Source organism: Labrys sp. HAY1-8F, assembly GCF_056754975.1.
In genome coordinates this window covers 5,051,032-5,069,014 of the sequence record NZ_JBPGWZ010000002.1, presented here as the reverse complement: position 1 = coordinate 5,069,014, position 17,983 = coordinate 5,051,032, and the positions used below count along the sequence as shown (strand labels likewise).

Sequence of the window (17,983 nt, the reverse complement as noted above, 5' to 3'; positions counted from 1 at the left end):
TCCGGACGCTGCTACGGTGACAGCCGCCGCTCCGTGGTTGCAGCCGCCTGTTCGTCCGGAACTCGTTCCGTCACAACCTCGAACTTGCTCAGGCTGTGACGGCCGAAGGAACTGATCATCGGGACGTCGGCGGCATCGCGGCCGAAGCCGATGAGGATCCGCCCAATCCGGCGCTGGTTGTGCCGCGGGTCGAAGGTATACCACTCCCCGCCGAGATAGGCCTGGAACCAGGCATTGAAATCCATGGCGGCCGGATCGGGAGGCACCCCGATGTCACCGAGATAACCATTGCAGTAGCGCGCCGGAATGTTGAGGCAACGGCACAGCGCAACCGCCAAATGGGCAAAATCCCGGCACACGCCGACCTTCTGCTCGAAGGCCTGCAAGGCCGAACGCGTCGCGCTGGCATGCTCGTAGCCAAAGCTCAAATGCGAATGGACGAAGTCCGTGACGGCCTGAACGCGCTGCCAGCCATCGGTTATGTCTCCGAAACGCTCCCAGGCGAAGTCGGACAGGAGATCGGTTTCGCAATAACGGCTGGCATGCAAATAGGTCAGTGTTTCCTTCGGCAGGGCCATGATGGGCAGGATTTTCGCCCTCTCGACCGCCTTATCAGGCTCCCCGCTGTCGCGGATGACGCCGTCGCAGCGCAGATGCAGGAAACCATCTTCGACATGGATGCGCCGGCACAGATTGCCGAAAACGTCGATGTGGGCCTGAGTCGGATGGTTCGACAGGGTGGAGAGATCCTGCTCGCGCACGATGTCGCCGCGCCGTGAGGGGTGAACATCGAGAACGGTGATCAGCGTGGTCGGTTGCGAGAACTGCATCGCAATATCGAAACCGTAGCGGATATGCATCTTGGCTTTCCCATAAACGGCACCGGCCCGCATCCTCATCCCGCTGGGGAGGTGGCGGCATGCCGAGGGGTGCAAGCTAGCGCCGGGAAACCTGCAGCAATAGAAGCCGATACGTCAGCATTGCTAGTGCGGATGCATCAGGTGCTTCAGCTTGAACGGGTGGGCCGGGCTTTTTGCGAAGCGCCGGTGAATCCGCGCTCGCGCGCCCACACCACGGCGGCGGCCCGGCTGTGCACACCGGCCTTGCCATAGATGCGGGCGACGTGGTTGCGCACCGTATTGCGGGTGAGCTTCAACGCCTTGACGATTTGGACATCGGTCAGCCCCTGGCAGAGCAGGCCGAGTACTTCCAACTCCCGCGGGGTCAGGTCGGCCAGCTCCGTGGAGGCCCCGTTCGACGTCCCTCCGCCCCGCAGATTGGCCAGCTTCTCGATTACCGTACGGCTGAACCAAGACGTATCCTGCATCACGGCTTCGATGGCGGACATCAGCTCGACTTCCGATCGCTTGCGTTCGGTAATGTCCTGCAGGACGATCAGGACGCAGTCCTGGCCCTGAATGCCGACGGTCTCGGCCGAGACCAGGCAATCCAGGACTTCCCCATGCCGGCTGCGCAGCTCCAAATCCCGGTTGCGCAAAGCTCCATCGGTCTCGATGTCACGTTCGAGTTGACGCCTAGACCCGCTCGAAGACCAGATCGGTACCAGGGCGATGGGCTTGTCGATCACGTCCTCACGCGCGTAGCCCAACACCACGGCGAAGGCCTCGTTGACATCCAACACGTGGAAATCTTTGCGGGCCATCACGATGGTCGGCACGGGAGTCATGCGAAAGGCCCGGGCGAAACGCTCTTCGCTCTGCCGCAAGGCCTGTTCGGCCCGCCTGCGCGGCTCCATATCCATGAAGGTGAAGAGCATGCAAGGCTCCTCACCGATCTCTATGGGCTGGCCGGCGACGATGACCAGCTTCGAGTCGCCATCGGCCAGGCGTAAACTTGCCTCGGTCTGTGGAATCGTGCGCCCCTCGCGCAGGGAGGTGATCGCACTCTCCCGGACTCCGGCATTCTCCAACACGTCGATTTCGTAGGTCGAGCGGCCGAGAACCTCCTCGCGCCTGTAGCCGGTCATTTCCAGGAAGCCCTGATTGACCTTCACATAGCGCAAATCCGATATCCGGCAGATGATGGCCGGCGCCGGATTGGCAGCGAAAGTGCGCTCGAAGCGCTCCTCCGCGGTGAAACGCTCGGTCAGATCCTCGATGACCAGCACGTAGGACTCAGGATTACCGGCCGCATCCACGAGAACCAGTCCTCGAAGCTGTTGGATGCAGCGCCACCCCTCTTTCCTTCCGCGCGGCGCCGCTTTGACGACCTCGACGACCAGTTCCTTGAAAACTTCCCCGGCCAGCAGGCGATTCAGAGGGTATTGCTCGGGAGCCAGCGAATGGTTGTTGCGGTATTTCAGCATATAATTCCGCCGATATTCGTCCGGCGTCCTGCCCAACTCCGCCAGTTCTCCCGCATCATGCAGGTCGAGGGCCCTTTCATTGGCCCAGACGATCCCCTCCGCAGGGTCTATCAACAAGATGCCTTCGGCCAGCCCCGCAATGATCTCCTGGAGCTGACGCCGATCCACCTGTCGTCGCAGGATGCTCACATCCGGAACCTCGTTCGCCATGACCTATTCCCACTGCCGGCGAGAGGCGCGGCATGCCATCTCTTACGGACGGAACCATAGTCCGGAACAGTGTGAGGCGAAAGGAACGGCGCTCCACTTCCAGGCGCCGGTAAATGACCGCCTCAATGCGGGGAGCGCCCCTGGACACTCCCCGCTCTCGTCACTTCTTCAATGCGTCGCGCGCCGCATCCTTGGCACCGCCAACGGCACTCTGGACCTTGCCCGCGAGCTTTTCCGCCTTGCCCTCGGCCTGGATCTTGGCATCGCCCGTCACCTTGCCAACGGCCTCCTTGATAGTGCCTTTGACCTGCTTTGCGGCCCCTCCGACACGATCCTTGTCCATGTCCATTCTCCTGCACTGCCACAGCCGGCGCGCCTGCACCGGACGGCATGCTCTATTGCCGCATGTCGAGCGCAATATCGAAAGACGTCAGGGTATCAGGCGGCCTGATCCATCTGCACCAGAAACGGTCGGCTCAGCTGTCGATAGGATCCGGCCATGAAGGCTCTGGGGACACCATGGTGTTCTCACGCACTGCGAGCAAAAGCTCGCCAGACCAGCAGCACGATGACTGCGCCGACAACAGCGCCGATGAAGCCCGCCTTTTCGCCGATCGTGTACCAGCCGATCTGCTGCCCGAGCCAGGTCGCCAACGCCGCGCCGACCACGCCCAGTATCGTGGTAAGGATGAAGCCGCTGGGATTGTGCTGCCCCGGCGAGAGGAAACGCGCAAGCAGGCCAACGATGAAGCCGATGAGGATGGTCCAGACGATACCCATGATGTTACCCGGTTCGAAGTCCGCGGGAGTTCGCCGGATCGCCACAGGGGCCCATTCCCGAATTCCCCACGATTTCAACTGACTGTCGCGCCTCCCTGAATCGGAATCATATCCGCCGAGAGACTCACTCGGGCGCAATGTGGCGGCGTTCGGTGACAAAAACAAGAACGACTGGCCAGGAACAGCGGTTCTAGAAAAGGCACGAATTGGAGCGCGGAGATATCAGCGACATGCTTGCATGTCGCGATGTCCGCTCTTGGAGACATCGCGTTTGAAGTCGAAAAGCGGACTGCAAGTCCGCGCACCGCTCATCCGCTGAAAGGCAAGGCTAGCTGGCCTGTAAGCCGGGTTCTGTATGGCCCGCTCGCGCGGACGTGGCGACCATTCATCTGGGGCCACCGTCACCGGTGACCTCAACGCAACCAACCCGGACGACGGCGCGGAAATGCGCCTCGGCGCGTCCGAAGACCGCCGCGGTCGTCCCTATTCGGTCTTGCTCCGGGTGGGGCTTGCCATGCCGCTGCCGTTACCGGCCGCGCGGTGCGCTCTTACCGCACCCTTTCACCCTTACCCCGGCAAGTTCAAAAGAAGCCTGCCGAGGCGGTTTACTTTCTGTGGCGCTTTCCCTGAGGTCGCCCCCGCCGGCCATTAACCGGCACCCTATTTCCGTGGAGCCCGGACTTTCCTCCATTCCCAGGTTTGAGCCTGACAACAGCGGCCGCCCAGCCAGCTAGCCGCGCCTGTGTGACGCCAAGCGCCGGCGGCGTCAACAAAGAAAAACCGGCGCCAACCGATTGGTTGGACGCCGGGAGTTGTGTCTTTGGGAGGAAATGGGAGAACCATTCGCCAGTGACCTTAGCGCCGGCAGCGCCGGGGCGCTGTGCGAAAAGTCACACCAGTGCCTGCTTGGCCAGGATGAGGCTGCGCAAGGTTTCAATGGTGGAGGCATCACAGACGCCGTCCACCCTCGCCTGGCGGAAATGGCGCTGGAAGGCCGTCACGACGGCCTCGGTGAGCGCATCATAGACCCCGTTCACCGCGATGCCGTAGCCATAGAGCGAGAACATCGCTTGCAGCGCCTCGATGGGCTGGCCAGCCTCGCCGGCGGAGAAGAAACGCCCGCCCTGAATGGCGGCGGGGCGCACATGGAGGCCGATACCCTCTTGCGCCAGCCCGGCCCAGTCGAAACGCTCACCAGGATCGGTCTTGCGCAGCGGCGCGATGTCCGAATGCCCTAGCACATGGTGCGGCCTGATGCCGTGGCGGTTCACAATATCGCGGCATAGAGCCTTGACCGCCATCATCTGCACAGCCGGAAAATCCCGATAACCCCATTCGTGCCCGGGATTGACGATCTCGATGCCGATGGAGTGGGAGTTGATATCGGTCACGCCCTCCCAGCTCGCCTGGCCGGCATGCCAGGCCCGGCGGGACTCGGGCACCATCTGGATGATCCGTCCGCCCTCGTCGACGAGGTAATGGCAGGAAACCTGCGAAGCCGGATCGGAAAGCCGGGCCAGCGCCAGTTCACCGTCGGGCATGCCGGTATAATGCAGGACGAGCAGAAGTGGCGACGCCGGGTCGAGGCGCTCGCCATGATTGGGCGAGGCAACGGCAAGGTTGGCGAGGGATGTATCAAGCTGCAAGGGCGGTCTTTTCGATACGGCAGATGGAAGGGTCCATCCACGTTGTCGGCCGCTTTCCCAGGCAGACAGGTCTGCCTGGGAAGAGTCGGTCTCGATGCGGACCGGTATTACAACCAGTTGATCCGCTTGAGAACCCATAGCGTGACGATCGAGGTGATCGTGACGAAGGCCACGATTGTCGCGAAAGCCCAGCCCTTGTCGACGCCGGGAATACCACCGACATTCATGCCGAACAGGCCGGCTACCACACTGGGCGGCAGCAGCAGCGCGGCAAGGGCCGCCAGGCGGTTGGAATTGTGCGCGATACGTTCGCCAATCACGGTGGAAAGATCGTCATGCAGGATACTGGTCCGGTCCCGGATCGCGTCGAGATATTCGATGAATCGCATCAGCTTGTCGATCACCTCACGCAAGCGCAGCTTGTCGCGTTCATCCAACCAGGGAGCGTCGTCATGCTCCATGCGGTTGAGTGCATCGCGCTGGGGGGCAAGATAGCGGCGCAGTTGCACCGCGCGCCGCCTGAGCAGCTTCAGGCGCTGACGCACTTCGCCGGCATCGCCCTGGAAGATCAGATCGTCGAGTTCGTCGACCTCCTCGTCCATGGCATCGAGCACCGGCTCGAGGTCGCGAACCAGCTTGTCGCCGATCATCGCCAGGAGATCGCCGGCATGGCTCGGCCCCTTGCCCTTGTGCAGGGCCTTGCGGATGTCGCGCAGAGCCGTGATGTAATGATCCTTGTCGCGCAGCGAGATCACGCGGTCGCCATCGACCCACAGATGCAGCGGAACCAGATCGATATCGGCGGGCTTTTCCTCGACTTCCTCCGGCGCGGTCGCACAGACACCGCGTAGAATGATCAGCAGACCATCGTCGATCGGCTCGACACGCGGCCGCGACTCTTCTTCGAGGAGGGCATCTGCGACGACAGGATCGAAATCTCCTCTGCCATGGACCCAGTCGGCGGCGGCGGGATGATCGCGCTCCAGATGCAGCCAAAGCACGCCGTCACCGGGCTTCCAGGCCCGGGCCTGCGCCATGTCGAGCTGGCAGCAGCCGCCCCGCCCGTCGAGAAGCAGGGCGAAACGCAATCCGGGTTCGATACCATAGCTCGCAGTCGGCGCGTTGGCGGTTTCCATACGGCCTCACCACAGTCTGAACAGCTGGGACGCATCCCGGCAGAACCGAAAAGCGCAGCCCGCACAAAAGCTTGCCGAACCGCGCGGATTCACATTATCCGTTCGATCCTTCGTGGCAAGATCAATCAAAAGCATGATGATTCGTTTTGTGACATCATCACCGTCCGATGCCGGCGCCACGCCAAACCGACCAGCGAATGACGCCCATGCTATTGACCATTGCCGAACTCACCGAACGCTTTCCCGACTTCCGTGTGGCCGTCCTCGTGGCCGAAGATCTTGCCGTCACCACGGGACGACCGGGCCATCTCGATGCGGCCATCCTCGCCTCGGAGGCAGCCTGCCGCAGCCAGCATGAAGGTATGGAACTTTCCACCATTCCGGGCGTCGGGGCCTGGCGCGGCGCCTATAAGGGCTTCGGCATCAAGAAGACCAGCTATCGCTCCTCGGTCGAGCGACTGATCAAGCGCGTGCTGGCGGGCGACAGACTGCCCGCCATCAACAATTTCGTCGATATCTACAACACGATCTCACTGCAGCACGGCTTCTGCATCGGCGCCGACGATCTCGACAAGATCGCCCCGCCCGTCGCCTTCCGCTTCTCGCGCCCCGGCGACAGCTTTCTGGATATGGGCGCGGAGGCAGGCGAGGATCCCAATGATCCGCCCAAGGATGGCGAGGTCGTGCTCGCCGACAGCAGGCATGTGCTGTGCCGCCGATGGAACTGGCGCCAGGACATGCGCTCGGCCATCACGCCGGAAACAAGGCGGGCGCTGGTGACGGTGCAGGCCAATGGCTGGGGTGAACTGGAGGAGGCCGCCAACCATCTCGCCGGTTGGCTCACGGCCGATTGCGGCGCCAGCATCTCGATCGGCTATGCCGACAGGAGCAATCCCACGATCACGCTGGGTTGAGCGGATCGTGCTTTTGCGAGGTGCATTCTCGTCATCTTGCCGTTCTCGAGCCAATGGCCTAGTGTCGGCGCATGAACATAAAGCGCATGACCTGCATGCATCTTGCCACGCACCTCCCTCGGGGCGCGGGAAGAGTATTGCCGTAAGCGCGATACGATCGACCCATGAACCCTGCGAGGCGAGCAGGGTCCATGGAAGCCCGGCTCTCCTCGCGAAAAGGAGAGCGACCATGCCCCCGCCCCCATCCCATCCCCTCGATTCACGGCCTGCACCGCCGGGATTGTCGATACGTGCCACGCGTTTGGAGGATGTCGATGCGATAACCGCACTCGCCAATCTTCCCGGCTACAGGGCCGGCACGCTTCGCCTGCCCTATCAGAGGCCGGAGCTGGCCCGGCGATGGCTGGAAGAGCTCGGTCCGGAGGCCCTCAATCTCGTTGCCGTACTCGAGAGCACCATCGTGGGAAATGCCGGCCTGGAGCGCTACGGCGGCCGGCGGGCCCATGCCGCAGGTCTTGGAATGGGTGTTCATGACGACCATCTCGGTAAGGGTATCGGCACCGCGCTGCTGCGGGAAGTCATCGACGCGGCCGATCATTGGCTGAGGATCGAGCGTCTCGAACTGACGGTCTTTGCCGACAATCTGCAGGCCATACGCCTTTACGAACGGTTCGGCTTCAAGCAGGAGGGGCTCCTGCGCAATTACGCATTCCGGGCCGGTGCGTTCGCGGATGCCCATATGATGGCACGGCTGCGGGGGTGAGCCCTTCTCCCTGTTCCTGAGGAAGTCATGACCGAGGCAAGCATCATCCAGCAAAGCACCATGCCGCAAACGAGGGAAAGCCTTGCTACCGACCTGCGGCTACTCGGGGTCACGCCCGGCGGAACATTGCTCGTTCATAGCTCCCTCAAGGCGCTCGGCTGGGTCAATGGCGCCGAGACGGCGGTGATCCAGGCGCTTTGCGACGTCATCACCCCCGAGGGCACGCTCCTCATGCCGGCGATGTCGCCGGACCTGACCGATCCTGTCCACTGGGGTGCGCCGCCCATTCCGCAGGCATGGCATGAACCCGTGCGCCAATCGATGCCAGCCTTCGACCCCAAGCGAACACCGGCACGCGGCATGGGCAGGATCGCCGAATTGTTCCGGACCTGGCCCGGTGTGATGCGCAGCAACCATCCCACCAGTTCCTTGGCGGCCTGGGGCACACGGGCTGAGACGATCCTTCAAGACCAACCGCTCGAAGACCCCTTCGGCGAGAACTCGCCGCTGGCAAGGCTTTACGATCTCGAAGCCAGGGTGCTTCTACTCGGCGTCAGTTTCGAGAGCTGCACAATCCTGCATCTGGCCGAGCGACGGACCTGGCCGCACCAGACCTTGATACAAGAGGGCGCTCCCCTGATGGTCGATGGCGAGCGCCGCTGGCAGCGCTATGAGACAGCGATCCTGCGTGTCGATCTCCTGGAGGATGCGGGACGCCATCTTGTCGAGACGGGCATAGCCCGTAGCGGCACCGTAGGATCGGCACCATCCCATCTCCTGCCTGTCCGCGAAACAGTCGATGCCACCGTTTCGCGCTGGCGCGGCATGAATATACTTAGCGCGTAGGAAACTGGCGCCGGCAATGCGGATATCCTCGCCCACTCCTGGGAGGATCCCATTTCAGGGAGCGAGAGAAGCGGACTGGAAGTCCGCGCTCCGGCTAAGCCGCCGCCTTCTCCACCTTTGGCCTGAGGCCGAGCAGATGGCAGATGGCATAGACAAGATCGGCCTTGTTCATGGTGTAGAAGTGGAAATCGCTGACACCGCGATCGACGAGATCGAAAACCTGTTCGGCGGCGACCGCGGCGGCCACGAGTTTACGCGTGGCAACATCATTGTCCAAGCCCTCGAAGCGGTCGGCGAGGCGCCGCGGCACATCGGTCCCGCAGCGCTCGGCGAAGTTGCGGACCTGGTTGAAATTCTGCACCGGCACGATGCCCGGCACGATCGGAATATCGATGCCCGCCTCGCGGACCCGATCGACAAAGCGCAGATAATGCTCGTTGTCGAAGAAGAATTGGGTGATGGCACGCGTGGCGCCGGCATCGACCTTGGCCTTGAGGATGTCGATGTCGAAGGCGAGCGACGGGCTTTCGGGGTGCTTCTCGGGATAAGCCGAGACGGAGACCTCGAAATCGCCCTGCGCCTTGATACCCGCCACCAGATCGGCAGAATTGGCATAGCCACCCGGATGGGGTTCGTAGCGGGCACCCACCCCGGCCGGCGGATCGCCGCGTAGTGCCACGATGTGGCGCACGCCTGCTTCGGCATAGCCACGGATCACCTCGTCGATGGCCTCGCGCGTGGCGCCGACACAGGTCAGATGTGCAGCCGGGCGGATATCGGTTTCCTGCACCATGCGGGCCACCGTGCCATGCGTGCGTTCACGGGTGGTACCACCGGCACCATAGGTCACCGAAGCGAACAGGGGATCAAGCGGCGCCAGGCGTTCGATCGCCTCCCATAGGGCCGCTTCCATCTCCGAATTCTTCGGCGGGAAGAACTCGAAGGAAACCCGAATACCGCCGTGTGAGGGCAAGGCGTGACCAGCCATCACGCGACCTCCTGACCAAGAGTGATAGTGTCCGAGACCCGGCGCGGATCACGCCCGGTCCAAATCGATACGGTGAGGCTCGAGCGCCCCCGCCCGCTTCCACCAGGCGCCAGCCATCCGGCCGCAGATGCGCGGCTTCCAGCCAATGCTCGATCGTCTCGCGGGCAAAACCGAGACGGCGATGCGCGAAATCCTCGCGCATGAATTCGAGTTCGTGTGGGGCGAAATCGACGATGACCAGACGGCCACCCGGGCGCAGCGCCCTCCCGATCTCGCGCAGGGCCTTGGCGCCATCGTCGAGGTAATGCAGGACCTGATGCACGATGATGAGGTCATAGGCGCCCGGCTCGACCGAAAGCGCGAAGAGATCGCCCTGCCGCACCACGGCATTGCGGATACCGTTCCGTTCGAGATTGGCCCTGGCGATCACCAGCATTTCCGCGCTGGCGTCGATGCCGACGGCACGGACCGCCAGCGGCGCGAACAGTTCGAGCATGCGCCCGGTGCCGGTGCCGATGTCGAGGAAAGCCTGGATAGGCTGGCTGCCGACCACCTCGCGCAACGCTGCCTCGACCGCCTCGTCGGGGGCATGCAGGGCGCGTATGCGATCCCAGTCACCGGCATGGGCGCGGAAATAATCGGCAGCCACCGCCGCCCGGGTGCGCCTGACTTCGACGAGGCGAGAACGGTCGCGGGCAAGAATGCGGTCGCTGCGATCGAGGCCGGCAAGGATTTGCGCGAAGATCTCGGATTTCATCGTCCCTTCCGCCAGGCGGAAGAAGGCCCAGGCGCCCTCGCGGATGCGCTCCACCAGCCCGGCTTCAACCAGAAGCTTGAGGTGACGCGAGATGCGCGGCTGCGATTGCCCGAGGATCTCGGTGAGATCGGTCACGTTGAGCTCGCCTTCCGCCAGGATGGCCAGCAGGCGAAGGCGCGTCGGTTCACCCGACGCCTTCAGCGTGCCCAACACCATTTCGAAAGGAGCTAGATTCGTCATCCTACGCCACCGTCTCTCACATAAAGATATGTTTATGTCATTTCCCAAAATGCGCAAGAATTTTGTTTCGCAAGCGACGACATCATGTGAACAGGCGACTTCTGCGCGAATAAGCTGGTGAAATCATCGCCTATCCCTTCGAACTGATTGCGTTATGCAATTGGTTTGGGCATAGTGGCCAGAGAACAAGGGAGGCGCCAATGGCCACGATCGTCTATGCCATGCTGATGTCCCTGGATGGCTATGTCACCGCACCACAGCAGGAATTTGGCCTGCCCATCCCCCAGGCCGAGCTGCACCGGCATTTCAACCAGCTTATGCGGCAGACGTCGGTCGCACTCTATGGGCGGCGCATGTATGAGGTAATGCGCTATTGGGACAGCCCCGAGCGCGAACAGGACTCCGGCGAGGTCGAGATGGATTTTGCCTACGCCTGGCGCGAGACGCCTAAGCTCGTTTTCTCGACGACGCTGCGGGAGGTCGGGCCGAATGCGACGCTGGTGAGCTCGAACGCCCTGGAGGCGGTGCGCTCGCTCAAGGCGGAGAGCGACGGCGAGATCGGCGTCGCCGGCCCCACCCTCGCCGCCGAACTGGCGCGATCTGGCCTCATCGACGAATACCGCCTCTATCAGCATCCCCTCGTGCTGGGCGGCGGCAAGCCCTATTTTCAGCCGGGCCTGTCGCTCAAGCTGAAACCGCTCGGCAGTGAAAGCCTGCCCCAGGGCGTGACGCTGCTGCGCTTTGCGCTGGCCGGGCCGGAATTGCCCTGACGTACCAGTGTAGCATTTGCCGTTTACGGCTCAGCCCTGCCAGATCCACTGCTCGGGGACCCGCAGCTTGAACTCTTCGTCGCCCCGGATCGAGCCGGGACGGTCGACAGTGGCGACCACGCCGCGCAGGCGCTTGGCCGCGGCGGCAAAGCGCAGCGCAAGCCCCTCCTGCCCGCTCAGATGCCGTTCGACTTCCGCCCCGGCGATGCGGCAGGGATCGTTCTGCCCCGTCACCGCCAGCACGGCGCCCGAGGGAAAGAACAGTCTGGTACCACGCGGGAGGAAGGAGAAATCCGGCACGCCTTCCACGGCGAGGTTGGCGCCAAGCCATTCCGGCTCCACGCGCTCGACGCCGAGATTGTCGGCGATCACCGCAAGGTCCTCCATCGAGACGATGGAGACCTGGCGTTCGTTCTGGATCGGCGCGTTGCGCTCGAACCAGGGCACCCTGACATCGGCGGGCCTGAGAAAACCCGCATGCCGGTCTCCCGGTATGCCCTCATGCGTGAGCACGAGTTCGCCCAGCCTCTCCGCCCCGATAGCCTCTCCCCCGGCTGCGGCGACCATGACCACCCGCCCCGCACGCTTGAGCACAGGGCTGACAGCTATGTCGGGGGTGGTGTTGATCGAAAGATCCGGCATGGTCTCACCTCGTCTGGCAGCGCGGGAATCTCGGTCTGCCACCGAATCGGCAGCGACGCAAAAACGCCGCTCGATGGCTTGCCTCATCCCTCCTCGCCGGCGCTCACCAGCCCACAGTCACGCAGGATACGGGGCAAGTGGCGCCGGATCTGCCAGCGTGTCAGCAGCACCAGAATGACCAGCATCGGGAGATTGTCGAGAATGGCGCGGAGGAATCCGATCATCACATTGCCGATGAGCCCGCCATCTCCCAGAAAGCCCGAGACGTCGCCGCCCAGCAGGCCGGCGATCAGCATCGCACCATAATGGGAAATCGAGCCTGTAACCTGCAGCATCGGCGCGACATAGAACAGGAAGTTCAGCGCCCAGCCGACAGCGAAGACGAACAGGGCCAGGGGAATGCCGATCCGCCACCAGACGGCGAAGATGACCTTCTTGATAATCTGGGTTTCGCTCACGTCCTCGTCTCCGTTCCGGCCCGACCATGCCGGTTCAGGGCAGGCCGCGTCAAATCGGCGACAATGGTAGGCGGATCCTCAGACCCGCCTACCCTCTCCGGCAAGCTTACGTTTCCAGGCGAGTCCGAAGAGCCGCCCCCGCTTACGCCCCGACCTTCACCGCGTCGCGGTTGGCGATGCGGCGCTGCTCAACCGCCAGCGCCAGGCGCTCGAGGGCGACGACGGTGGTGTCCCAATCGATGCAGCCATCGGTGATGCTCTGCCCGTAGGTCAGCGGCTGGCCGGGCACCTGGTCCTGGCGGCCGGCGACGAGATTGCTCTCGATCATCACGCCGATGATGCGGTTGTCGCCTGCCGCGAGCTGCATGCCGATATCGGCCAGCACCAGGGGCTGGTTCTCCGGCTTCTTGGCGCTGTTGGCATGGCTGGCATCGATCATCACCACCGGCGAGAGGCCCGACTTGGCAACGTCGCTGCAGGCCGCCTCAACGCTCGCCGCATCGTAATTGGTGCTCTTGCCGCCGCGCAGGATGATGTGGCAATCCTCGTTGCCGGTGGTCGAGGCAATGGCGGAGCGGCCATCCTTGGTCACCGCCATGAAGTGATGAGGCTGGGAGGCCGATTTCACTGCATCGACCGCAATGCGCACATTGCCGTCCGTACCGTTCTTGAAGCCGACCGGGCAGCTCAGGCCCGAGGCCAATTCACGATGGATCTGGCTCTCGGTGGTACGCGCCCCGATGGCGCCCCAGGCGACGAGGTCGGCGATATATTGCGGCGTGGTCATGTCGAGGAATTCGCAGGCTGCCGGCAGACCGAGATTGTTGACGTCGAGCAGCACCTTGCGGGCGATGCGCAGCCCCTTGTCGATCTGGAAGCTGCCATCGAGATCGGGATCGTTGATCAGGCCTTTCCATCCCACCGTGGTGCGCGGCTTCTCGAAATAGACCCGCATGATGATTTCCAGCGAGGAACCCAGGCGCTGGCGCAGCTTCATCAGGCGATCGGCGTAATCGAGGGCGGCCACCGGATCATGGATCGAACAGGGGCCGACCACCACGGCGAGACGATCGTCGCTGCCGCGCAGGATGTCATGCACGGCCTGTCGCGATTGAGCGACGGTGCGAGTTGCCTCCAGCGTGCGGGGATGTTCTCCCATCACGTCAGCCGGCGTGGTCAACGCCTTGATTTCACGGATACGAAGATCGTCGGTGGTGCTCAACATGGCCTGGGTTCCAGTCTCGGTTTGGGCTTTGGTTGGTCCCGGCCGGCGGCATAAAAAAACCGCCAGTCGGGCTGGCGGTTGTTTGGGTCTGATCTGTTGCTGTCTTCAGATCGAGCGCACCCCTACCTCCGCCTGAGGCCTGCGAAAGCCAAAATACCAATAAAAGGTGGGGGCGGATGCAAAGGTCATGGCAGGCATATAGCGACGGCCAATGATTTTGTCACGTGCGAATTTGCCGTGAGCAATCAGCTTCCCAGCGCCTGGACTCGTTCGGCAAATACCTGTCCCAGCGTGCGATGTGCCTCGGCTTCGTAATGGATGCCATCGATGGGGCTCACCTCGATCAGCGCGCCGACATCGAGAAACTCGGCACCATGCTTGCGCGCGACAGCCTCGTACAAAGGTGGCAGGGCCTGCGATTTTTCCACCCCGCCGGCGAACAGCGACCCGAGGCAGCCGACGAGGCGGATCGGCGGCGGGCAGGCGATCAGCAGCTTGGCCGGCGGCCGGTCGAGATTGGGCGCCCCGGCGATGATGCCGGCGAGGATGTCGACCCCGGCGGCGATGTCTTCAGGCGGTGCGCCGAAACGGGCCTTGAGATCGTTGGTGCCCAGCATCAATACGATGACATCGAGCGGATGATGGCTTTCCAGGCAGGCGGCGAGATAGCGCCGGCCATTCTTGTGGCTTCCCTCGATGAGATCGTCGCGGATGGTGGTACGTCCAGGCAGGCCTTCCTCGATCACGTGCCAGGCATGGCCGAGGATCTTGCGCATAACCCCTGGCCAGCGCGTTTTGCCGTCGTAGCGCCGGGCCTCGTCCAGGCTCGCCAGAGGCGGCGTGCCGAACGTGTTGGAATCGCCGAAACAAAGAACATTCTTCATGGAGGTCTCCTGGAGCGCTTTGCGATGGGGCGGCCTCGACGGGAACCGCAAGGACGCGCCGAAACAAGGAGTGAGAGCAAAGAAGCGCGATCAGCGTTGCACGACAATAAAGATGCGCGGAAAGGCCAGCACCACCTTGCCGTCGGCCCGCGGCGGATAGGCCTTCGCGATGCGCGCCGTATAGTCTTCCAGAAAGGCAGGCTGCTGCTCCGGATCCAGCGGATCGAGAAAGGCGCGCAGACCGGTCGCCCGCAGCCAGGACACGATGGCCGGCGCATCGTCGAGCACGTGATAATAGGTGGTGCGCCAAATATCGATCGAAGAGGCCTGACCGGCGAACAGATTATAATAGTCCTCGGCGGGCAGGATGCGCTCGCGGATGCGAGAAGCATTGCCAAGCTCGGCCGCCCAGGGGCCGTCCGCGGCCGTCTCGCGCATCAGGCGGTGGGACGGCTCTGCCAGATTGTCGGGCATCTGCACGGCCAGCATGCCGCCCGGTGCGGTTTGGGCCAGCAGGCGCGGCAGCAAAGCTGCATGTCCGGGAATCCATTGCATCACGGCATTGGCGAAGATCAGTTCCGGCGGCTTTGCTGCTTGCCAGCTCGTCACGTCTCCCTGTTCGAAGCGAGCCGAAGGCAGGCGTTTGCGCGCTTCCGACAGCATGGCCTCGGAGGTATCGATCCCGATCACCTCGGCCGCGGGCCAGCGCTTGGCCAGGAGTTCGGTGGAGTTGCCCGGGCCGCACCCCAAATCGACCGCAAGGGTGGGTGGCGCCAGGGGCACGCGATCGAGCAGGTCTCGTGCCGGCCGCGTGCGCTCATCCTCGAAACGCAAATAGAGCGAGGGGTTCCAATCGGCCATGACAAACATCCTTGAATATTCGCTCCAGCGAAGCGTCTACAGCACCACATCCGATTTCGGAATCGGACTTGGTGTTGCAGGCCCTCGTCGTCGCATCGGGAATGCCGCAAACAGGCATCCCCCTTTCGGCACCATGCCCCGGCCACGCCGGAGGACCACGGTTGGCCGCCTCAGGTGATCAGGAAGCCGCCATCCACGGGCATGGCGACCCCGTTCACCATCGAGGCCTTGTCGCTGAGGAGAAAGGCGATGGTCTCCGCCACTTCTTCCGGCTCGAAGAAGCGTCCCAGCGGGATGCGCTGCAGCATGGGCGCGGCCTTGGCAGGGTCGCTCCAGGCCTTCACCGCCATGGGCGTGAGGATCACCGTCGGGCAGATCGCATTGACGCGGATGCCTTGGCGTCCGAGTTCGTTTGCCATCACGGTGGTCAGCGAGTTCGAGCGCGCCCTTGCTGGCGCAATAGGCCGCGTGATCGGCAAAGCCGATCGAGGAGGAGATGCTGGATACGTTGACGATCGCCCCCTTCTTGCCCCGGGCGATCATACTGCGCGCGCATTCCTGGCCGAAGATCATGGCCGCGACCACGTTCACCGACATCAGTTCCTGGAAGGCCTCCACACTGGTTTCCAGGAAAGGCTCGAGTGTGGTGGTGCCGGCATTGTTGACCAGCCGATCGACGGGCTGGATCGAACGGGCCACGGCGCGGACGGCCCCGGGATCGGCGAGGTCGACGGCATGGATCTCCGCGCCCGTCTCGGCGGACAGGCTTTCGAGCTCAGCTTGATTGCGCCCGATGGCGATGATTTGTGCGCCCCGGGCCGCCAGCAGCTTGGCCGTAGCCCGTCCGATACCCTTGGTGGCTCCCGTTACCACGATACGCTCGCCGGCAAATTCCATCGCTTCCTCCCGCATGATTGGTGGCATGGTAGCGGGCGCAAGCCTGCTGACAAGTCTGACAAATCAAAGTCAGGAAATTTTGGATCGGCACTAGCTTTGGCGCGCCTCCTGGGCTATTTCCCCCGGCCCTCTTCCCACCGCCAGAGCAAAGCGCGTTCAATCATGGCCGCTTTTCCTGCTCTGCCTCTCAGGTTCGACGCGTCCTTGCGATTCTTGTCGGCCTCGACAGATCGCAAAGCCTTAGGAGGCCTCATGCCGCCCCAATCCCCAGCAACGGGACAGAGCACTCCTGTCTCCATTGGCATCGACTTCGGCACCAGCAACACGGTGGTCGCCTTTGCCCATGCCGACGGCCGCACCGAGGCGCTGAACTTCGAGCATGGCGGCCAGGGCCTGAACCATTTCGTCACGGCCCTGTGCTTTTGGGACGAACGCCGCCCCGGTAAGTCCACGATTCGCGTCGAGGGTGGGCCCTGGGCCATCGAGCAATTCGTGGAGGCGACGAGCCCCCTTCGCTTCATCCAATCCTTCAAGAGCTTTGCCGCCAGCGCCACCTTCCAGGAGACCCGTATCTTCCGCGAGCGCTATCGTTTCGAGGATCTGCTGGCGACCTTCCTCAATACCCTGGTCAAGCATGGGGACGGGAACCTCGACCTGTCGGCGGCCAACCTCGTCATAGGCCGTCCCGTTACCTTTGCGGGCCGCCAGCCCGATGACGATCTGGCGATGCAGCGCTATCAGACTGCCTTCGAGCGCCTCGGCGTCGTCAATCCCACCTATGTCTATGAACCGGTGGGCGCGGCCTTCTTCTATGCCCGCCAGCTCAAGCGCGATGCGACCGTGCTGGTCGCCGATTTCGGCGGCGGCACCAGCGACTTTTCGATCATGCGCTTCGAGCAGGCCGCCGGCCAGTTGAAGGCCGAGCCGCTCGGCCATTCCGGCGTCGGCATTGCCGGCGACGCCTTCGACTATTCGATCGTCGATCGCATCGTCTCGCCGCGCCTGGGCAAGGGCGGGCGCTTCCGCTCCTTCGACAAGGAGCTGTCGATCCCCAATCACTATTACGCCAATCTCGCGCGCTGGCATCAGCTCGCCATGATGAAGACCAATGGCGATCTCAAGGGCTTGCAGGACCTGGTCAAAGTCGCGGTGGAACCGGAAAAGCTCGAAAAATTCATCGAGATCATCGAGTTCGACATGGGTTTCTCGCTCTACAGCGCAGTGTCCAGGGCGAAGATCGCGTTATCAAGCCAGGACGAGACCGAATTCCGCTTCGCCGGCGGCGACATCGAGATCTCGGCCCCGCTGAAGCGCCGCGATTTCGAGCACTGGATCGCCGCCGACGTCTCCCGCATCGAGGCCAGCCTGGACGAAGGGCTCAAACGCGCCAACACCCGGGCCGAGGAAATCGAGCGCGTCTTCCTCACCGGGGGCACTTCCTTCGTGCCGGCCATACGCAAGCTCTTCGCCGAGCGCTTCGGCGAAGAGCGCCTGGTCTCCACCGACCAGTTCGAGTCGATCGCCTACGGCCTCGCCTTGATCGGCCGGGACGAGCAGAAAGAACGCTGGGCCGTGCGCTCGCCCTTGGCGGCATGAACGGCTCCAGCCCGAAAGGTCGAACGGCCGAACGATAGTGAAGC

18 protein-coding genes, 1 other RNA gene and 1 pseudogene are annotated in these 17,983 nt (G+C 63.2%); 5 read left to right on the top strand and 15 right to left on the bottom strand.

The features are described from left to right. Nucleotides 1-11: 11 nt before the first annotated feature. The 7 genes from ACR9ZN_RS32535 to ACR9ZN_RS32505 form a co-directional block, all read right to left on the bottom strand. Entirely contained in the window at nt 12-860 is an 849-nt protein-coding gene (locus tag ACR9ZN_RS32535; RefSeq protein WP_441774005.1) for a transglutaminase-like domain-containing protein, read from the bottom strand. Between the two features lie 146 nt (nt 861-1,006). Continuing rightward, nucleotides 1,007-2,536 carry a PAS domain S-box protein gene (locus ACR9ZN_RS32530; protein ID WP_454813382.1) on the bottom strand — a complete coding sequence of 510 codons (1,530 nt, stop codon included), beginning with the start codon at nt 2,534-2,536 and terminating at the stop codon, nt 1,007-1,009. A gap of 160 nt (nt 2,537-2,696) precedes the next feature. Further along, nucleotides 2,697-2,879, bottom strand: a complete 183-nt coding sequence (locus tag ACR9ZN_RS32525) for a CsbD family protein (protein ID WP_481274174.1) — start codon at nt 2,877-2,879, stop codon at nt 2,697-2,699. Between the two features lie 185 nt (nt 2,880-3,064). After that, complete coding sequence (locus tag ACR9ZN_RS32520; RefSeq protein ID WP_434955727.1) at nt 3,065-3,316, bottom strand: GlsB/YeaQ/YmgE family stress response membrane protein; 252 nt, start codon at nt 3,314-3,316, stop codon at nt 3,065-3,067. Nucleotides 3,317-3,640: 324 nt separating this feature from the next. After that, nucleotides 3,641-4,050, bottom strand: an RNA gene (gene rnpB, locus ACR9ZN_RS32515) — RNase P RNA component class A. A 156-nt stretch (nt 4,051-4,206) separates the two neighbouring features. Continuing rightward, entirely contained in the window at nt 4,207-4,962 is a 756-nt protein-coding gene (locus ACR9ZN_RS32510) for an N-acetylmuramoyl-L-alanine amidase (RefSeq protein WP_441774007.1), read from the bottom strand. A gap of 107 nt (nt 4,963-5,069) precedes the next feature. Continuing rightward, on the bottom strand, nt 5,070-6,098 hold the full coding sequence (locus ACR9ZN_RS32505; protein ID WP_454813380.1) for a CorA family divalent cation transporter: 1,029 nt from the start codon (nt 6,096-6,098) through the stop codon (nt 5,070-5,072). A 206-nt stretch (nt 6,099-6,304) separates the two neighbouring features. On the opposite strand from ACR9ZN_RS32505, the gene ACR9ZN_RS32500 reads away from it, so the two are divergent. The 3 genes from ACR9ZN_RS32500 to ACR9ZN_RS32490 all read left to right on the top strand — a co-directional run bounded on the left by ACR9ZN_RS32500 (nt 6,305) and on the right by ACR9ZN_RS32490 (nt 8,621). Then, nucleotides 6,305-7,012 carry a B3/B4 domain-containing protein gene (locus ACR9ZN_RS32500; RefSeq protein WP_454813379.1) on the top strand — a complete coding sequence of 236 codons (708 nt, stop codon included), beginning with the start codon at nt 6,305-6,307 and terminating at the stop codon, nt 7,010-7,012. 229 nt (nt 7,013-7,241) lie between these two features. Further along, entirely contained in the window at nt 7,242-7,775 is a 534-nt protein-coding gene (locus tag ACR9ZN_RS32495; protein ID WP_481274173.1) for a GNAT family N-acetyltransferase, read from the top strand. 27 nt (nt 7,776-7,802) lie between these two features. After that, complete coding sequence (locus ACR9ZN_RS32490; protein WP_454813378.1) at nt 7,803-8,621, top strand: AAC(3) family N-acetyltransferase; 819 nt, start codon at nt 7,803-7,805, stop codon at nt 8,619-8,621. 94 nt (nt 8,622-8,715) lie between these two features. Here ACR9ZN_RS32490 and metF read toward each other — a convergent pair whose 3' ends face one another. Both metF and ACR9ZN_RS32480 read right to left on the bottom strand, forming a co-directional pair. Then, the gene (metF, locus tag ACR9ZN_RS32485; protein WP_481274172.1) at nt 8,716-9,534 is read right to left on the bottom strand and encodes a methylenetetrahydrofolate reductase [NAD(P)H]; all 819 of its coding nucleotides are present in this window, start codon (nt 9,532-9,534) and stop codon (nt 8,716-8,718) included. Next, nucleotides 9,488-10,606, bottom strand: a complete 1,119-nt coding sequence (locus ACR9ZN_RS32480) for an ArsR/SmtB family transcription factor (RefSeq protein ID WP_481274171.1) — start codon at nt 10,604-10,606, stop codon at nt 9,488-9,490. The genes metF and ACR9ZN_RS32480 overlap by 47 nt, the downstream gene beginning before the upstream one ends. 200 nt (nt 10,607-10,806) lie before the next feature. Here ACR9ZN_RS32480 and ACR9ZN_RS32475 point away from each other — a divergent pair, with 200 nt between their 5' ends. Beyond that, nucleotides 10,807-11,376 carry a dihydrofolate reductase family protein gene (locus ACR9ZN_RS32475; protein ID WP_481274170.1) on the top strand — a complete coding sequence of 190 codons (570 nt, stop codon included), beginning with the start codon at nt 10,807-10,809 and terminating at the stop codon, nt 11,374-11,376. 30 nt (nt 11,377-11,406) lie between these two features. Here the strand turns inward: ACR9ZN_RS32475 and ACR9ZN_RS32470 are convergent, their stop codons facing one another. The 6 genes and pseudogenes from ACR9ZN_RS32470 to ACR9ZN_RS32445 all read right to left on the bottom strand — a co-directional run bounded on the left by ACR9ZN_RS32470 (nt 11,407) and on the right by ACR9ZN_RS32445 (nt 16,343). Then, nucleotides 11,407-12,018, bottom strand: coding sequence for an MOSC domain-containing protein (locus tag ACR9ZN_RS32470; RefSeq protein WP_481274169.1), 612 nt, complete (start codon nt 12,016-12,018; stop codon nt 11,407-11,409). 83 nt (nt 12,019-12,101) lie between these two features. Then, nucleotides 12,102-12,476, bottom strand: a complete 375-nt coding sequence (locus ACR9ZN_RS32465) for a hypothetical protein (protein ID WP_454813374.1) — start codon at nt 12,474-12,476, stop codon at nt 12,102-12,104. 142 nt (nt 12,477-12,618) lie between these two features. Next, the gene (locus tag ACR9ZN_RS32460) at nt 12,619-13,701 is read right to left on the bottom strand and encodes a 3-deoxy-7-phosphoheptulonate synthase (RefSeq protein WP_454813373.1); all 1,083 of its coding nucleotides are present in this window, start codon (nt 13,699-13,701) and stop codon (nt 12,619-12,621) included. A gap of 245 nt (nt 13,702-13,946) precedes the next feature. Continuing rightward, nucleotides 13,947-14,585: an SGNH/GDSL hydrolase family protein gene (locus ACR9ZN_RS32455; RefSeq protein ID WP_454813372.1), complete on the bottom strand. Its 639-nt coding sequence runs from the start codon at nt 14,583-14,585 to the stop codon at nt 13,947-13,949. 90 nt (nt 14,586-14,675) lie between these two features. After that, nucleotides 14,676-15,446 (bottom strand): trans-aconitate 2-methyltransferase, encoded by a 771-nt coding sequence (gene tam, locus ACR9ZN_RS32450; RefSeq protein ID WP_481274168.1) that lies wholly within the window; start codon nt 15,444-15,446, stop codon nt 14,676-14,678. Nucleotides 15,447-15,616: 170 nt separating this feature from the next. Further along, nucleotides 15,617-16,343, bottom strand: a pseudogene (locus ACR9ZN_RS32445) (SDR family oxidoreductase). 252 nt (nt 16,344-16,595) lie between these two features. Between ACR9ZN_RS32445 and ACR9ZN_RS32440 the strand changes: the two are divergent. Beyond that, nucleotides 16,596-17,939, top strand: a complete 1,344-nt coding sequence (locus ACR9ZN_RS32440) for an Hsp70 family protein (protein WP_481274167.1) — start codon at nt 16,596-16,598, stop codon at nt 17,937-17,939. Nucleotides 17,940-17,983: the final 44 nt, after the last annotated feature.

What these genes read in the sequence shown, in the direction of transcription:
- ACR9ZN_RS32440 (WP_481274167.1), top strand. Translation starts at nt 16,596, where the DNA reads ATGCCGCCCCAATCCCCAGCAACGGGACAGAGCACTCCTGTCTCCATT.
- ACR9ZN_RS32520 (WP_434955727.1), bottom strand. Translation starts at nt 3,316, where the DNA reads ATGGGTATCGTCTGGACCATCCTCATCGGCTTCATCGTTGGCCTGCTT.
- ACR9ZN_RS32530 (WP_454813382.1), bottom strand. Translation starts at nt 2,536, where the DNA reads ATGGCGAACGAGGTTCCGGATGTGAGCATCCTGCGACGACAGGTGGAT.
- tam (WP_481274168.1), bottom strand. Translation starts at nt 15,446, where the DNA reads ATGGCCGATTGGAACCCCTCGCTCTATTTGCGTTTCGAGGATGAGCGC.
- metF (WP_481274172.1), bottom strand. Translation starts at nt 9,534, where the DNA reads ATGGAAGCGGCCCTATGGGAGGCGATCGAACGCCTGGCGCCGCTTGAT.
- ACR9ZN_RS32505 (WP_454813380.1), bottom strand. Translation starts at nt 6,098, where the DNA reads ATGGAAACCGCCAACGCGCCGACTGCGAGCTATGGTATCGAACCCGGA.
- ACR9ZN_RS32460 (WP_454813373.1), bottom strand. Translation starts at nt 13,701, where the DNA reads ATGTTGAGCACCACCGACGATCTTCGTATCCGTGAAATCAAGGCGTTG.
- ACR9ZN_RS32500 (WP_454813379.1), top strand. Translation starts at nt 6,305, where the DNA reads ATGCTATTGACCATTGCCGAACTCACCGAACGCTTTCCCGACTTCCGT.
- ACR9ZN_RS32535 (WP_441774005.1), bottom strand. Translation starts at nt 860, where the DNA reads ATGCATATCCGCTACGGTTTCGATATTGCGATGCAGTTCTCGCAACCG.
- ACR9ZN_RS32495 (WP_481274173.1), top strand. Translation starts at nt 7,242, where the DNA reads ATGCCCCCGCCCCCATCCCATCCCCTCGATTCACGGCCTGCACCGCCG.
- ACR9ZN_RS32475 (WP_481274170.1), top strand. Translation starts at nt 10,807, where the DNA reads ATGGCCACGATCGTCTATGCCATGCTGATGTCCCTGGATGGCTATGTC.
- ACR9ZN_RS32480 (WP_481274171.1), bottom strand. Translation starts at nt 10,606, where the DNA reads ATGACGAATCTAGCTCCTTTCGAAATGGTGTTGGGCACGCTGAAGGCG.
- ACR9ZN_RS32455 (WP_454813372.1), bottom strand. Translation starts at nt 14,585, where the DNA reads ATGAAGAATGTTCTTTGTTTCGGCGATTCCAACACGTTCGGCACGCCG.
- ACR9ZN_RS32470 (WP_481274169.1), bottom strand. Translation starts at nt 12,018, where the DNA reads ATGCCGGATCTTTCGATCAACACCACCCCCGACATAGCTGTCAGCCCT.
- ACR9ZN_RS32490 (WP_454813378.1), top strand. Translation starts at nt 7,803, where the DNA reads ATGACCGAGGCAAGCATCATCCAGCAAAGCACCATGCCGCAAACGAGG.
- ACR9ZN_RS32525 (WP_481274174.1), bottom strand. Translation starts at nt 2,879, where the DNA reads ATGGACAAGGATCGTGTCGGAGGGGCCGCAAAGCAGGTCAAAGGCACT.